The organism is Sulfitobacter sp. F26204, assembly GCF_026410305.1.
GTDB lineage: Bacteria > Pseudomonadota > Alphaproteobacteria > Rhodobacterales > Rhodobacteraceae > Sulfitobacter.
This window is the reverse complement of the sequence record NZ_JAPMLQ010000002.1, coordinates 986,717-1,000,591: the sequence shown is the minus strand read 5'-3', so window position 1 is coordinate 1,000,591 and position 13,875 is coordinate 986,717. Positions and strand designations below refer to the sequence as shown.

Annotated in this window: 16 protein-coding genes; 10 read left to right on the top strand and 6 right to left on the bottom strand. The window is 57.9% G+C overall.

Features of this window, described 5'->3' with window-relative positions:
- Positions 1–75: 75 nt before the first annotated feature.
- The 6 genes from OS190_RS08825 to OS190_RS08800 form a co-directional block, all read right to left on the bottom strand.
- Entirely contained in the window at positions 76–564 is a 489-nt protein-coding gene (locus OS190_RS08825) for a hypothetical protein (protein ID WP_267158285.1), read from the bottom strand.
- Positions 565–608: 44 nt separating this feature from the next.
- The gene (locus OS190_RS08820) at positions 609–962 is read right to left on the bottom strand and encodes a hypothetical protein (protein ID WP_267158284.1); all 354 of its coding nucleotides are present in this window, start codon (positions 960–962) and stop codon (positions 609–611) included.
- Between the two features lie 18 nt (positions 963–980).
- A complete protein-coding gene (locus OS190_RS08815; protein WP_214647555.1) occupies positions 981–1,241 on the bottom strand; it encodes a hypothetical protein in 261 nt (86 codons plus the stop codon).
- Between the two features lie 84 nt (positions 1,242–1,325).
- Entirely contained in the window at positions 1,326–2,045 is a 720-nt protein-coding gene (locus tag OS190_RS08810) for an RNA polymerase sigma factor (protein ID WP_267158283.1), read from the bottom strand.
- 99 nt (positions 2,046–2,144) lie between these two features.
- Positions 2,145–2,390: a hypothetical protein gene (locus OS190_RS08805; protein ID WP_267158282.1), complete on the bottom strand. Its 246-nt coding sequence runs from the start codon at positions 2,388–2,390 to the stop codon at positions 2,145–2,147.
- Positions 2,391–2,481: 91 nt separating this feature from the next.
- Complete coding sequence (locus OS190_RS08800) at positions 2,482–4,656, bottom strand: hypothetical protein (RefSeq protein ID WP_267158281.1); 2,175 nt, start codon at positions 4,654–4,656, stop codon at positions 2,482–2,484.
- Positions 4,657–4,997: 341 nt separating this feature from the next.
- Here OS190_RS08800 and OS190_RS08795 point away from each other — a divergent pair, with 341 nt between their 5' ends.
- From OS190_RS08795 to OS190_RS08750, 10 genes are all read left to right on the top strand, one after another.
- A complete protein-coding gene (locus tag OS190_RS08795) occupies positions 4,998–5,201 on the top strand; it encodes a hypothetical protein (RefSeq protein WP_267158280.1) in 204 nt (67 codons plus the stop codon).
- The gene (locus OS190_RS08790; protein WP_267158279.1) at positions 5,198–5,650 is read left to right on the top strand and encodes a DUF2924 domain-containing protein; all 453 of its coding nucleotides are present in this window, start codon (positions 5,198–5,200) and stop codon (positions 5,648–5,650) included. The genes OS190_RS08795 and OS190_RS08790 overlap by 4 nt, the downstream gene beginning before the upstream one ends.
- Entirely contained in the window at positions 5,647–6,957 is a 1,311-nt protein-coding gene (locus tag OS190_RS08785; protein WP_267158278.1) for a recombinase family protein, read from the top strand. Before OS190_RS08790 ends, OS190_RS08785 begins: the two co-directional genes overlap by 4 nt.
- Positions 6,954–7,337, top strand: a complete 384-nt coding sequence (locus OS190_RS08780; protein ID WP_267158277.1) for a hypothetical protein — start codon at positions 6,954–6,956, stop codon at positions 7,335–7,337. The genes OS190_RS08785 and OS190_RS08780 overlap by 4 nt, the downstream gene beginning before the upstream one ends.
- A gap of 264 nt (positions 7,338–7,601) precedes the next feature.
- Positions 7,602–8,675, top strand: a complete 1,074-nt coding sequence (gene dcm, locus OS190_RS08775) for a DNA (cytosine-5-)-methyltransferase (protein WP_323370647.1) — start codon at positions 7,602–7,604, stop codon at positions 8,673–8,675.
- Positions 8,668–9,126, top strand: coding sequence for a very short patch repair endonuclease (locus OS190_RS08770; protein ID WP_267158276.1), 459 nt, complete (start codon positions 8,668–8,670; stop codon positions 9,124–9,126). The genes dcm and OS190_RS08770 overlap by 8 nt, the downstream gene beginning before the upstream one ends.
- Positions 9,127–9,174: 48 nt before the next feature.
- Positions 9,175–10,806 carry an ATP-binding protein gene (locus tag OS190_RS08765; protein WP_267158275.1) on the top strand — a complete coding sequence of 544 codons (1,632 nt, stop codon included), beginning with the start codon at positions 9,175–9,177 and terminating at the stop codon, positions 10,804–10,806.
- Positions 10,806–11,633 (top strand): HNH endonuclease, encoded by an 828-nt coding sequence (locus tag OS190_RS08760; RefSeq protein ID WP_267158274.1) that lies wholly within the window; start codon positions 10,806–10,808, stop codon positions 11,631–11,633. Before OS190_RS08765 ends, OS190_RS08760 begins: the two co-directional genes overlap by 1 nt.
- Complete coding sequence (locus OS190_RS08755; protein ID WP_267158273.1) at positions 11,626–13,437, top strand: DEAD/DEAH box helicase; 1,812 nt, start codon at positions 11,626–11,628, stop codon at positions 13,435–13,437. The genes OS190_RS08760 and OS190_RS08755 overlap by 8 nt, the downstream gene beginning before the upstream one ends.
- Positions 13,434–13,865 (top strand): EcoRII N-terminal effector-binding domain-containing protein, encoded by a 432-nt coding sequence (locus OS190_RS08750; protein ID WP_267158272.1) that lies wholly within the window; start codon positions 13,434–13,436, stop codon positions 13,863–13,865. The genes OS190_RS08755 and OS190_RS08750 overlap by 4 nt, the downstream gene beginning before the upstream one ends.
- The last annotated feature ends 10 nt before the right edge of the window (positions 13,866–13,875 follow it).

The window sequence follows — 13,875 nt, the reverse complement described above, 5'->3', positions numbered from 1 at the left end:
CGGATTTCCCGAAGATGCACCCCTTGATGCCGCGCGGCTCGGCCAACCGCTGGTCGGCGCTGATGATGGGGAGGCTCACTGGTCGCCCCCCTGCGCGAGGATCTCGACCTTCAGCGTGCCGGGCCGGACGGTGCGCGCGGGCTCGAAACCCTGCCGGATGGCCTCGGGCCAAGCCGCGTATTTGCGCTCGGGCACCTTGAACGCGACGTCGACATACTGCGCGGGATCATCCCCGGCGGCGCGGATGCGCTCGACCATGGCCGCAAGTCGATCCTGGTCCCAATCAACCCGTTTCGGCAGATCAGCGACCACGGTGAAATCGCCATCATCAAAGCGGACTGTGCCGGTGTCTTTGCCCGAAACCTGCCGTTCTTCGGCGGCCCGGGTAGCATAGCGGACGGCCAGTCCGGCATCGAAGCGGGTCTTGGCGGCTTTATCGCGCTTCAGACACTCCTCGATCTCGCGCTGCAGGATTGCCAACAACTCAACCGGCAGTGCCGCGATCTCGGCCGCGCTGAGCGACGGCAGATCGTCGGGCGTGGGGGTGTTCTCGGGGAATGGCATGAAATGGTCTCCGTGATCGGTGAATAAGGATTGGAAGGCCGGCATCACGCGGCCTCAGGCTCGGCGAGCAGCAGCTCGGACAGCGAGACGGCAGCAGCTTTGGGTTTGGGGCGGGCAACGGCGATGTAGGCGAACTGGTCGGGCCCCACGCGCTCCTGCACGAGATGTACGAGACCCTGCTCAGCGGCCCAGAAGGCCCGCGATCCAAGCCTGCTCAACTCGGCGCGTGCCGCATCCGACAGCCCTGAAAACACAGGGAAGATGTCGAGCACCAGAAAGCCGCGATGGTATTCCAGCCGGTCGCCGGGAACGGCCTGCGCCACCCAGGCGCAGAATTCGATCTCGGACAGCGGTCGGCTGGCGCGAACCGTGATGAAGGGTGTGGTTCCCATGAACATGATCTCCTCCTTTCGCCTCTACTCAGGCCGCCGCGACATCGTCCCAGCGGGGACCGAGACCGCTTCGGTGTCTTGGTTTGAGGCGTTGTGCTGGTCGTCCGGCTGACCCGTGTCGGCGTCGGCGTATACCGCCACGAGAGGCGTCCCATCCTGGTGGGCCCCGGCATTCTCGATGCGGTATGCACGCTGGTTCTTCAGGATTTCCGGCAGCTCCCAGCGGCGGTAGAGGCCGGGGATGCGCTTGAGGTCTGCGGACAAGAGGTCGGCTTTGCGGATCATGCGGGTCGACTTTCGGTTTGAGTGGGGCGCGCGGTGGCGTCTGAATGGGAAAAGCCACCGCACCGCTGAGATCGGGACATCCGATCAGCGAAATTCTCGCAGGACGTCGCGCAGACGCCGGGTCGCCCGCTGATAGCGTTTGCGCGTTGCCGCCTCAGACAGCCCCAACTCCGATGCGACCTCAGCCTGCGAGAACCCGTCGACGGCCACGCGGATCACCAGATCAGAATCCTTGCCGACGATGCGGACGAGATCGCGGTGGAGCAGTGCAGAGCTGGCGTTGGCTGACGCCTGATCGTCAGTTGGGATTTCGTCGGGATCGGCCTCACAGCGCAGGCTCTGGTGCCTGTCCTCGCGTTGACGCGTTCTGATCAGGTCCCGCTCGATGTTCCGCAGGATGGTTGCCGCAATCCAATTGACGCGCTGCAGATCCAGACCCCGAATGGCCTCGGAAGCTCGTGCAAGGATTTCGGATGCAATCTCGTCGCCGGTGCCGATCCTGCGCCAGATCGATCTGCGCCGAACGGCATCCAGCCCCGGCCAGAGCGCCAGCAGCATCAGCGTCAGGGCACAATCGGCGGCCTCGCCACCAGACTGCGCGACCCTGACCAGCGCGACCAGCAGCTGGTTTTTCTCGTCCGGCGCACGGCCACCGACGTGCAGCGTGTCCAGCAAAGCGGCGGGATCAGCGAAATGTGCGAGCAGTTCGCTGCTGCGCCGCAGAGCATCGAAGGTGTTTTGAAAACCGAGAGTTGATGAAGAAAACATGAGGTGATCACGGATCTCGTGCCACGCGATGGACATTGGACGCCTGCCTTGCGGCCAGGCGTCCAGCGCCTTTTCGTGGCCAGGTCAGGACGTCGTGCGTCTCTGCGATTTCAGGAAATTGGGTGGATGCGCGCCTTAGCGCGCAGGTGATTGCGCCTGGTTCAGCGTTCCGCAGCCCCGACAGGTGGCCACGACCGGAAAGCCAACGAAATATTCGTGGCCCCGCGCGAAACGCAGGTGCATACGGCCGTCCCGACAGGCGCCGAGCAGCTTGTCACAGCGCGTGCAGCGCCATTCCGGGCTCAAAGGGTTGGGTTTTGATTTTTGGCCACCGGTCCAGCTGATCTTGGCTGGCTGGCGGGAAGAGATGGGAGTCGGCATGGAAGTGCTCCTCTGACTGAGTGAGCACTCCTATTGGACGCGAGAATCGGAGTTCGTCAGACCCCGAAACGGAGCCGGATCGGAGTTGACCTCAGATCGCGATCTCCCACCACTTACGTTTCGGAGATCGGACGAAGTCAGCCTTGAGCTTTTTCCAAAGCACGGATCCAAAGATGTTGGAGAGTGACTGATCCTCAATTCCTGCAATAAGGTCCGCCGTCACGATCGGTGCGGGGCCATTGTTGTGGGCGTCCACAAGCCGCTGCACGACGCGCAACCTCTGTTCTCCCGATATGTCGATGGATCCCTTTCCTGGCACAAACAGCTTTCCGGAATTTTCGCCGGTGCGTTCAAGCTGTACGGTGAGACCGCCTCGCGCCAAAGATTGGTCGCGTCGGAAGATCGCCTTGAGCTTGTCCGCAACCAGGGTAATTTCCGGTTCTTCGGTTTCGATGTGATCAGCGAGAGGCGTCAAGACATTCGCAGCGAGACACGCGCCCGCCGTGTTTCCAGCCTGAAGCACCAGTCCAATCCCAAGGTCGCTACGCGCCCTCAGCTCACTGTCGACCGAAGCCCTGGCTTTTTCCTGGTCCAGACTGCGAGCCAGATAGATCGGGACATCCCGATCGTTGATCTCGAGCGTGCCGAGATACAGCAGGTGTTTGTTCAATTCCTCGATCGCAGGTGCATCCAGCACATCTGACAAACGGGCGCGAAGATGCTCCTCGACCCAGCCATCGCGCACACGATAGATTCTATAGCGGTCCGGACTGCCACCACTGGGAGCAACATGGCCCTCCGCGACTTTGAGATCGACTTTGTCCGGTTGCGCGACGACTTCGGCCGCTACCGGGCCAATTCCGTCTTCGTCGTCGATCAGGTCGTCGCCTTCCCAGCCCGCTGGCACAAGGAAACCCAACTCTGTCAGAAGAGCCGGATCGATTCCGCGATCGAGAAGCCATGCACCTGCAATCCTGTCTGTACCGATGTCCCAGATGGAGAGCAGCGCAGGCACAATGGTCATGCCTTCAGCAGCACCCGGGGCACGCCCCTCTTGCAAGATGTTCCAATGCCGAAGCAACTTATGACCGAGCACGCGCTCGAAATGGTCGTCCACGCTGAGAAGGCTGCTCGTATTGCGGTCGGTCAAAGTGAAGTTGAGCGTTTTCTCAGCGGCAGAGTCTACGCGACGATACCTGACTGCAATCTCGACGAAACGGATCGCGACGGCGCGAGAGAAAATGCGGTCCAGACCGGGCTGAGAACCGATAACTGCCGATATGTCCTGATTGATGGTCGTCGACAGCGACAGGCGGTTTGCCAAATTGCCAACGCTGATCTCAGCGCGGATCACCTGGGCACGCAGGATTGCCGCATCGTCCAATTCGGGCGGATCCAGATCAAAACCCGACAGGAATCGCGAAATGTCGTAGGCTTGAAAATCGACCGGCTGGTTCGAGTACGTCTGATCCAATGCGGTCTCTATGAATCGCTCGGCGATGGTGTGGCGCAGCGTTCTGGTGCCAGCCCGAACATGAACCCGGCCAGTCGACGGCGTATAGACGATCATCGCCTCTCCAGGTGGTCGAAAGTAAATGCGTGACCGATTGCCGGAATCGTCAATCTCCCGAACGCTGGTTGGAGGGTCAGGATGAAACAGCAGATACATCTCTGCGGCCGGTTCGTCCCCATCCTCTGGAATATCGAACCGGTCGATGCTGTAGCCGTCGCCTCGATCCAACTCGGTGTTTAGCTGAGAAAGCAGCGCGTCGAGAATTTCGCTACCTGAGTCTGGACCGCCATCTGTGGACGGGTCTGCCATAAACGTTTGATAATGCTTGTCGTACCGACGGTACATGCGGAGGTGCAAGCTGTTTTCAGCCGCTTCGAAGACGCTGTGTTCGCGTGCGTAGGCCCAAAGGCTGCGCGCAAGCTGATCCCGCTGGTTCATAAGTTCCCGGCAGCGCTCCGGTTCGAGCTTTGTCCTTGCCAAGCCTTCGAGAACGAATTGACCACGGTCGGATACCAAGGTGACAATGCGCGAAGCCTCCGCCTCGAGCGGGTTAAGGCGGTCCTTGTTTTCTTGATGCAACATTCCGGCCGCTGATGCTGGACCTTCATGATCGTCAGGCTCGAACTGATAATTCGCCAGCCAATCCAGCCTTCCGAAGGACCTGCTCTGCAAAAACGCCGATAGCAACGAAGGCTCCGCCTCGTTGAGCAGACGAAAAAGGTTTGGGCAGGTCTTGGCTGGGGTGCGAACCATTTAAATCTCCAAAAGAATTATGTGATCTCAAATCTATGAGTGCGGCGCCCTATTTTTAATTCGAAACTGGTTGTCCTATTGGGCAATAGGAAACAGGACCGCCGAATTGTAATGCTGGATCCGATCGCATTTGCTATCCGCGCCAAGATACCACCTCAATAAACGCTTGTTATGTGCCCGACTCAACTCCTGATAGTCGCTGACGCTTCTTTCGTTCGCAAGAGATGATGTTCTCCACTTGTTCACCTGCGGAAGTATGATAGGGGCGCTGCATGTCCCACAAGGGGCTACCAGGTGGCTTTTGGTTGGTAACGACACCAGCAAGCACGGTCACCCAAGACATGAAACGACCCAACCCTCTGCCACCCGACCAGATGACGCCCGCAGAACGCCGCGCCGAGCTATGCGGCCTGCTGGCTCTCGGGCTGGTTCGGTTTCGGATGCGTGATCGGGCGGAAGTATCTGACGATACTGGAGAAAGCGGACTACACTATCAGGCCGACGAATGGCGTCATGCAACTCCAACTCACCGGAGAAATGTATGACGACCCACGATCCGATCCCCGCGCGCCTGGCCGCGCTCAAGACCACATCGACGCCTGACCTAAAGGCGCAATGGCGGGAGTTGTTCGACAGCGAACCGCCGCCGTTCAATCGCCGTTACCTCGAAAGTCGCCTCGCGTACCGCATCCAGGAGCTGGCTTATGGCGGCCTGAAGCCGGAAACGGTAAAGCGGCTAGAAGCCCTTGGCGAGCAGCTCGATGGGGGTGACCGCAAGAAGAGCCGCATCCGCGCTGACTTGACGCCCATTGTCGGTACGCGGCTGATCCGTGAATGGAAAGACGTTGAGCATGTTGTCACCGTCACCGCCGACGGTTTTGACTGGCAGGGCCGCCCCTACAAATCTCTCTCCGCGATTGCTCGCGCCATCACTGGCACACGCTGGAACGGCTGGGTCTTCTTTGGACTGAAAAACCACCGGAGGGGCGCATGACCAAGCCGATTATCCGGAAACTGCGCTGCGCGATCTACACGCGAAAATCCTCCGAGGAAGGGCTCGAGCAGGAATTCAACAGCCTGCATGCGCAACGGGAGGCCTGCGAGGCCTATATCGCAAGCCAGCGCTCCGAGGGCTGGGTGCTCGTCCGCGATCAGTATGACGATGGTGGCATTTCTGGCGGCACGCTGGACCGCCCGGGCTTGCAGCAGCTGATGGCGGACATTCAGGACGGGCTTGTCGACGTGGTCGTGGTCTACAAGATCGATCGCCTCAGCCGTTCGCTGGCCGATTTCGCCAAGCTGGTGGAGGTGTTCGACCGCAACGGCGTGACCTTCGTCTCGGTGACGCAGTCGTTCAACACAACCACATCGATGGGCAGGCTGACGCTGAACATCCTGCTCAGCTTCGCCCAGTTCGAGCGTGAGGTGACAGCGGAGCGCATCCGCGACAAGGTCGCCGCAAGCCGGAAGAAGGGCATGTGGATGGGCGGCGTCCCACCTTACGGCTACCGCGTCGAGAACCGGAAGCTGTTGATCGACGATGAGCGCGCGGACCAAGTCCGCTGGATCTTCGACAGGTTCATCGAGATCGGCTCGGGCACGGAACTGGCGCGGGAAGTCGCGAAACGCGGCATCCGCACGCCGCGGGGCAACCGGATCGACAAGAAGTACCTCTACCGGATGCTCAACAACCGCGCCTACATCGGCGAGGCGGTCCACAAGGGCGACAGCTATCCCGGCGAACATGACGCGATCATCGACAGAGATATCTGGGACAAAGTCCACGCGATCCTGAAGGAGAGCCCCCGCAAGCGCGCTGCCCGCACCCGCGCCGATACGCCCGCACTGCTGAAAGGGCTGCTCTACGGCCCCGACGGCGCGGCCTTCTCGCCGACGCACACCAGAAAGGGCGACCGGCTCTACCGGTACTACGTCAGCCAGACGGTGCTGAAGCATGGGGCCGGATCCTGTCCGATCGGCCGCGTGCCAGCGGGCGAGATAGAAGCCGCCGTCGTTGACCAACTGCGCGTCGTGTTCCGCCAGCCCGAGATCGTTGCAGGGACATGGAAGGCGGCACGCCCCAGTGCCGACGACATCACCGAAGCCGACGCCCGCAGGGCCCTTCAGCAGCTTGATCCGCTGTGGGACGAACTCTTCCCCGCCGAGCAAGCGCGCATCGTGACGCTTTTGGTCCAGCGGGTCGATGTCGGCACCGATGGCCTGAATGTCCGACTGCGCGTCGACGGTCTCAGTGGCCTTGCGCACGAGATGCTTGCAGACCGCATCGAGGCGGCTGCATGACCAGCAGGACGCCGATCCCGAACACCGTTACGCTGCACGTGCCATTCCGCGTCGTGAAGCGCGGTGGGCGGAAGGAGATGCAGCTGCCAGAAGGTGACAAGCGACCGCACCGGACCAACAACACGCTAATCAAGGCGCTCGCGCGTGCGTTCCGGTGGAAGCGCATGCTGGAGTCGGGAGAGTTCACAACCATCGCTGAACTGGCCGAGCGGGAGGGGATCGCGCCATCCTACATGACACGTGTTCTGCGCCTGACCCTGCTGGCTCCGGACGTCGTCGAGGCGATTCTGGATGGGGCGCAGGTGCCCGAATTGGCTTTGAGTCGGCTGCTCGAACCATTTCCGGTGGGCTGGCAACAACAGTCGGAACACTTGGGCTAGCAGCCCAATCTGACGGCCACGGTTGAGTTCGTGCCGCGCTGAGTTGTTTCAAGCGCAAGTGCAGCTGCATTTCAGCATAACTCCAAGACAACCCGCCCGTTCACCGTCATCCGCAAGGCAGCTGCCAAGACAGCACGACCTTCGAACCTATCGGTGGCGCAACGGACTCTTGGCTCACCTCAGATGTTCATGCTTTATTCCGCGAATCTTGTTATTCCATCTAGATCGAAAGCTAGATATGGTGCCAAAATAAGGGGTTCACACATGCATAAAACACCAAGAGGTTTCAGCTTCATCGATCTTTTCGCCGGTATCGGAGGTTTACGCATTGGTTTTGAAGCGGCTGGTGGAACCTGTGTGTTCACCAGCGAGTGGAACCGCTTCTCGCAAGAAACCTACTCCGCGAATTTCGGCGACCACCATCCACTCACTGGCGACATCACGGAGATTCGGGAATCAAATATCCCAGCTCACGATGTCCTGCTTGCTGGCTTCCCATGTCAGCCTTTCAGCATCGCTGGGGTGAGCAAGAAGAACTCACTGGGCCGTGCACACGGCTTTCTGGATGAGACCCAAGGAACGCTGTTTTTTGATGTGGTGAGAATCATCGCCCACCATCGCCCGCGCGCCTTCCTCCTCGAAAACGTCAAGAACCTCCTGTCCCACGACAAGGGCAACACCATGAGGGTCATCCTGCATGCGCTTGACGAACTCGGTTACGATGTCGATCACAAGGTGATCGACGCACGCTCTTGGGTGCCACAGCACCGTGAACGAATCTTCATCTCGGGTTTCCGGCGCGATGTTCCCACGCGTTTCTGCCTCGACGATGTGGTAATCCCTTCAGGACCGAACCCGCGGCTTTCGGACATCCTTCATCCCGAGGACGGGTCCGAGATCGCCGAGCCTCCCTATACAGAAGGTCAGCTAGCGCGGGTTGCCGACAAATACACACTTTCTGACAAGCTTTGGGCCTACCTCCAGAATTACGCCGCAAAACATAAAGCAGCCGGTAACGGTTTCGGCTTCGGCCTATGCACTCCCGAGAGCGTCGCACGGACACTCAGCGCAAGGTATTACAAGGACGGGTCAGAAATTCTGATCGCGCAACCAGGAAAGAACCCTCGGCGACTGACGCCACGCGAATGCGCCCGTCTCATGGGTTTCGACCGTCCCGGCTCCAACCGTCCATGGATCATCCCGGTTTCCGACGCACAGGCTTACCGTCAATTCGGCAATGCAGTTGCAGCGCCGGTCGCGATAGCGATCGCCGAAGCCATGGCCCCGTGGATTGAGAATACTGTCGCGCTAAGGCCGCGGAGAAACCAGAGTGCCTGAAAAACGAGCCCCGATGTCCCGATCGGAAATGATGGCTGGGATTGGACCAAAAGATACAAAACCCGAGATGATTGTCCGCAAGGGATTGCATAGTCTCGGGTTCAGGTTCCGTCTCCACAGCGGCAATCTTGTAGGCAAGCCCGATCTCGTGTTGCCGAAATACCGGGCAGCAATTTTCGTTAACGGTTGCTTCTGGCACGCCCACAAAGGTTGTTCCTATTTCAGATTGCCAAAAACTCGGACTGAATTCTGGCGGGAGAAGTTGGCAAATAACGTCGAACGCGACCAGAAGACTGCACAGTCGCTCATCGCATCAGAGTGGCGAGTACTGACAGTTTGGGAATGTGCGACAAAGCGCTTTTCCGTAGAAGATCTCTTAAGCGAGATCGCCGGATGGTTGCGCGGACAAGAGATTTCTGGCGAGATGCCAAATAGGCGAGAAATTGTTTGATTGATAAATCCGGATTGCCGGAACGACGCTAAAGAGAGGAAGAGCGGGATGGATGATCTGATAAATGAACCGGATGCCCCGCGCCTGATATTCGGGCTGCGCGACACTGGTTACAATGTAAAGACCGCCGCTGCAGACATTATTGATAATTCAATTGCCGCCAAAGCCGACCACATCAATGTCGAGATTGTACTCCACGAGGACGGTAGAAAACTGGTCTATTTTGGCGACAACGGAATCGGCATGGATAATGCAACCATCCATCGCGCCATGCGCTATGGCGCGCCTGTCCGCGAAAACCCTGAAAGCTTGGGGAAATTTGGGCTCGGGCTCAAGACGGCTTCAAGTTCAGTCTGCCTAAAATTCACCATCGTTTCGCGGGCTGCCATAGAGCAGCCCTTGGCAAAACTAGCATGGGATCTCGACCATGTGAAGGAGCGCGGCAAATGGGAAATGTTGCGCGAGCCGGTATCAAACGATGAAGAAGAAATGTTCGAAGAGCTCTGCGGAGAAACTGGAACCCTCGTAATTTGGGAAAAATGCGACCGGATCCTATCCAAGGAATACGAAGCAGGGGGGACCAAGGAACAAGCCGCGATCAAGCGACTGACTGACACCCTCAGCAAACACCTTTCTCTGGTCTACCACCGCTTTACCGACAAATCCGACAAGCGTGAGCGGGATATAGAAATTTTCATCAACAGCAGTCCGGTCGTCCCGTGGAATCCTTTTTACCCGAAAAGGTCCGAACAGGTTCTTCCAGAAAAAAAGCAGACGCTATTGGTTGAGATGCCGGATGGATCGGAAGAACGTGCCACGATCCGCGCTTGGATCCTTCCACACCGTCGCGACATGACGAAGGATGAGGAACGTGAATACGCGCGCATCTCGAACCGGGCACAAGGATTTTACGTCTTCCGCGAGGGGCGGTTAATCCAAGACGGTGGTTGGATGGATGTCTTCGGCGCGCCCGAACCTCACACTTCCCTTTTGAGGATCGAGTTCGATTTCGGGCATGAGCTGGACGACGCTTTCAGGATCGATGTGAAGAAATCCCGCATCCTTTTTCACCCTGATCTGGAGGACGGACTGAGGACTCTTCTGCAGCCGATATACCGCGAGGCAGGGAACCGCTATCGGCGGCAGAGCCGAGCGCAAGCCAACGCGAAAAACAAGGTCGATCACGGTAGTTCCAATAAGAACATTGCAGCGACGACGAACGCCGCGAAGGCACAGGTGACATCGGTGGATCCGGAAGGTCAGTCTGCCGAGATATCCAACAACATGGGACCGAAGATCCGTATCAAGTCACCGATCCAGAACAATGTCAGCCCCGATTACGTGCATGTTGAAGCAGTTGAGTCGATTAATAGCGGGGAACTCTGGCAGCCAGCTTTCCGGAGTACCGGAAACGACGGGCATGTACCTTCCGTTCTTTTGAATAAACACCACGACTTTTACCAGAAAATTTATCAGCGTGCCGCCGCAAACGGATATGCGGTAGAAGGAATGGACCTTTTGCTGTGGGCATTCGCAGCGGCCGAACAGAACAATACAAATGATGAATTAGAACCCATTTTCGAAGACATCCGCACCGAGATATCAAACAACCTCCGTAAACTTCTACGGAACCTACCGGATCCTGAACCAGGCGAACTGGCAGAAGATGATGACGACTGATGCTGGCAGCGAAACAGGAACTCATCGTTCGTGAACTGGAGGAAGGCACGGGTGCTGTCATCGCGGTCACCATGGACAATGCTGGGCTGCGGTCTGGCATGAAAATATGGTTCGATGACCTTGACCAGCAGCACGGTCCCGTTGCGGAGATTAGACCTCACGGACTCAAAGCGCATCGCGTTAATCTGGCATTCGGAAACTTCTCCGGGGCGGTAATTCGCCAGATTCGTCAGGCATCGGCCGAAGATCGGCAGTTGGCCATGGCTCTTGTCGCATCAATTGACCCAGACGTAGGCCTTTCCATAGAGGCACAGACACTGGAAGATTGGACCGTCAACAATGGTTCTTTTCGTATGACAGCAACTAAAAGGCACAACATTCGACCCGACGCGGATGAAGCAGTTTCCGAAACCTGCCGCGAAGTGATCGTACCCATGATGGCGGCGATGGCCGAACTTATTGGGTACGATGTTGTCGAAGAGGATGCGAACTGCGATGAGCCGGCGTTCGAAGGCGCGATAAAGCCTTCTCTAATCAACCGCCGTGAGCGCAACCCCCGCAACCGGCTCCTCTGCATCCGCTTGCACGGTGAGACTTGCGCAGCTTGTGGTCTCGAACCACGTCGACGCTATGGCGACAATGCTGGCGGTATCATTGAAGTGCACCATCTGGAGCCATTAGCCAGTATTTCGAACCCCAGACCCTACGACCCGGCAACCGATCTTCTGCCTCTTTGTCCATCTTGTCATCGTGCGGCCCATACCCGCCGACCAGTACCTTGGGAAGTCGAGGACATCAGGCGCATGTTGGAGGAACACGGTGGTTGACTACACTACACTTCCCGAGTCGTTCGCTGAGCTGAAAGAAGCTCCTCCTGTCGACCATTCTATCTCGGAGAGACTTCTCGAACCAATCGCCCGCCTCGAGCGTGAGGAGAACCGCATCGTCGTGCGTCTGGGTGGCGTTAGGATGGTACGAGGAGAGCGTCATGAGTTCCTCGCTCCGACCAACCGTCATTGCTGGGTGGTTGACGGCACGATATTTCGGCCGCTCCCGCGTGATGCAGCGCAAGTGCTGCAGAAAAAAATTGGCGATGCTGATCCAACCGATGTTCCATTCAGCACAGCAATCCGTCTCATGAGATCCGATGGTGATGGCGTCGCTGCTTTGCCATCAGAAACGATCATGAAGCCGGGCAAGGAAGCTGCGGAACTGAACAGCGATACTATTCGTATCGCGGGCTTGGAAGCTGAGCTTTTTCCCTACCAAGCGAGAGGCGTCCAATGGATGTGGGACACGGTCTCCCGTACCGGCGGACTGATACTTGCCGACGAGATGGGCCTCGGCAAGACGCTCCAAATCATCGCGCTGCTCATGATCGATCCGCCCAACCCTCGGGCACCGGCACTGATTATCTGTCCCACCAGCCTCATTGCTAACTGGGTCCGCGAGATCGCGAGGTTCGCACCGACCTTGGGGGTAGCGGTTCATAGAGGCGCGCACAGGGCTGGAGTGGTTACAGGGCTGCAAACGTCCCAAGTGCTGATCACAACCTATGATACCATGGTTAATGACATCGCCATTTTTTCGAGCCTCGAGTGGTCTTGGGTGATTTGTGATGAGGCACAGGCAATCAAGAACCCGCACTCGAACCGCCGCCAGGCAATCGCAACCATCCCCCGAAAACGGGCCATTCCTATGACCGGGACACCCATCGAGAATAGCTTGGTCGACCTTTGGTCCTTGACGGATTTCGCCATTCCCGGACTGTTGGGCAGTCTCTCGGAGTTCGAGGGCAATTTCCCTGATAGTCTCGACTCAGGCCAACAGTTGAAGCGTCTCACCGATCCAATCATCCTGAAACGCCGGGTGGCGGATGTGGCGAGCGATCTGCCAGAAAGGATTGACGTGGATGTCCCGCTCGAACTCGACGACCGGCTGATCGACCACTATCGCGAGGTACGCGACGCCACTATGGAAAAATACCCTGTCGCGGGCGCCCTCGTTGCCACTCTCCAATTGCAACTCGTTTGTGCTCATCCGTGGTTGCGCAACGCGGGGGAGAACGAAGAAGATGCGACGATTGTCACAGCCGAAGACATGCCACTTGTAACACCCAAGATGGAGCGAGTGGTCGCCCTTCTGCGAGAGGCCTTTGCCAATGGGCGAAAGGTTATTGTTTTCGCTCTTTTCAATCGGATCGGTGACCTGCTCAAGCAAGCATGTGCCCACATGCCTGATACGCATTGGGGAGCTATTAACGGCTCAACCCCTCAGGAGGACAGGCAATCCATCATCGATGTATTCGCAGCTCACGAAGGTCCGGCCTGTTTGGTCCTAAACCCGAAAGCAGCAGGGGCGGGTTTGAATATTACTGCGGCAACAGTTGTTATCCATTTCACTCCGGTGTGGAATCCCGCGCTTGAAGCCCAAGCAAGTGCACGGGCACACCGAAGAGGGCAGACCGAACCAGTTACTGTCTATCGGCTATTCTATTTGGATACCGTCGAGGAAGTAATGATCGATCGGTCCGCATGGAAAAACGACCTTGCGAACGAGACCGTGCCAGTCTCGACCCGTGACGCCGATGATCTCAAACGTGCCCTCGAAATAATGCCGGTGAAGTCATGAGCAGTGAAAAATTCCGAAAGCGACTGAGTGCCAATGATGTCGGAACAACCGGTGGACACCAAGGCGGCGTCTTGATCCCTAAAGGCGAGAAGGAACTTCTCGCAATGCTGCCGGCTCTTGACCAGGACATAAAGAACCCTGACGCGTGGATTGAGTGCATCGACGAAACTGGACACACGTTGAAGTTCCGTTTCGTCTACTACAACAACCGCCTTCACGATCCGGGTGGCACCAGAAATGAATACCGGATTACACACATGACGAGCTGGTTTCGGGACGTTGGCGCTCGGGAAGGTGACGAGTTCGAAATATCACGAGCCAGCTTCGGCAACCAGTATTTGATCGGGCTCAGACCGAAAGACACTGAAGAGCCTGAACCCGATCAAGGCGTTCGAATCCGTTTAACGGCTTGGCGGCGGGTCCATTGATGCTGACAGT